This is a genomic window from Nocardia higoensis NBRC 100133, from assembly GCF_000308595.1.
GTDB classification, from domain to species: domain Bacteria; phylum Actinomycetota; class Actinomycetes; order Mycobacteriales; family Mycobacteriaceae; genus Nocardia; species Nocardia higoensis.
The window spans coordinates 1-506 of sequence record NZ_BAGA01000156.1 but is presented as its reverse complement, the minus strand read 5'-3'; the positions used below and the strand labels follow the sequence as shown (position 1 = coordinate 506).

1 protein-coding gene is annotated in these 506 nt (G+C 71.5%); it reads left to right on the top strand.

Translation table 11 applies throughout. The annotated features are described in order from the left end of the window. On the top strand, positions 1 to 506 hold a 506-nt coding region (locus ON26_RS27260; protein ID WP_040800432.1), incomplete at both ends, for an FAD-dependent monooxygenase.

Here is a 506-nt window from a genome sequence, read left to right as displayed (position 1 = left end):
CCACCCGGGCCATGGCCATGTTCTACTTCCCCTCGGCCGACTTCGACGTCGACTACCGCGACGTCGCGGCCCAGAAGCGCCTGCTGCGCGAGCGGATGGCCGGCCTGGGCTGGTCGACCCCGGACATCCTCGCGCACCTGGACGACGCCCCGGACTTCTACCTCGACCAGGTCGCCCAGGTGGTGATGGACCGCTGGTCGAACGGACGGGTCGGGCTGCTCGGGGACGCGGCGTTCAGCTCGTCGCCGATGTCCGGACAGGGCACCGGGCTGGCTTTGGTCGGCGCCTACGTGCTGGCCGGTGAACTGGCCGCCGCCGGCTGGGAGCCCGCCACCGGTTTCGCCCGCTACGAGGCGCGGATGCGCTCCTACGTCGAGGCCAACCAGGAGATCGGCCGGCTGAACGCCCGCACCCGTGCCGTCCCCGGCACGGACACCGAGCCGATGCCCGATTTCGCCGGCGAATGGTTCACCGAGCTGGTCGGGCGCGCGATCAACGGCATCGAG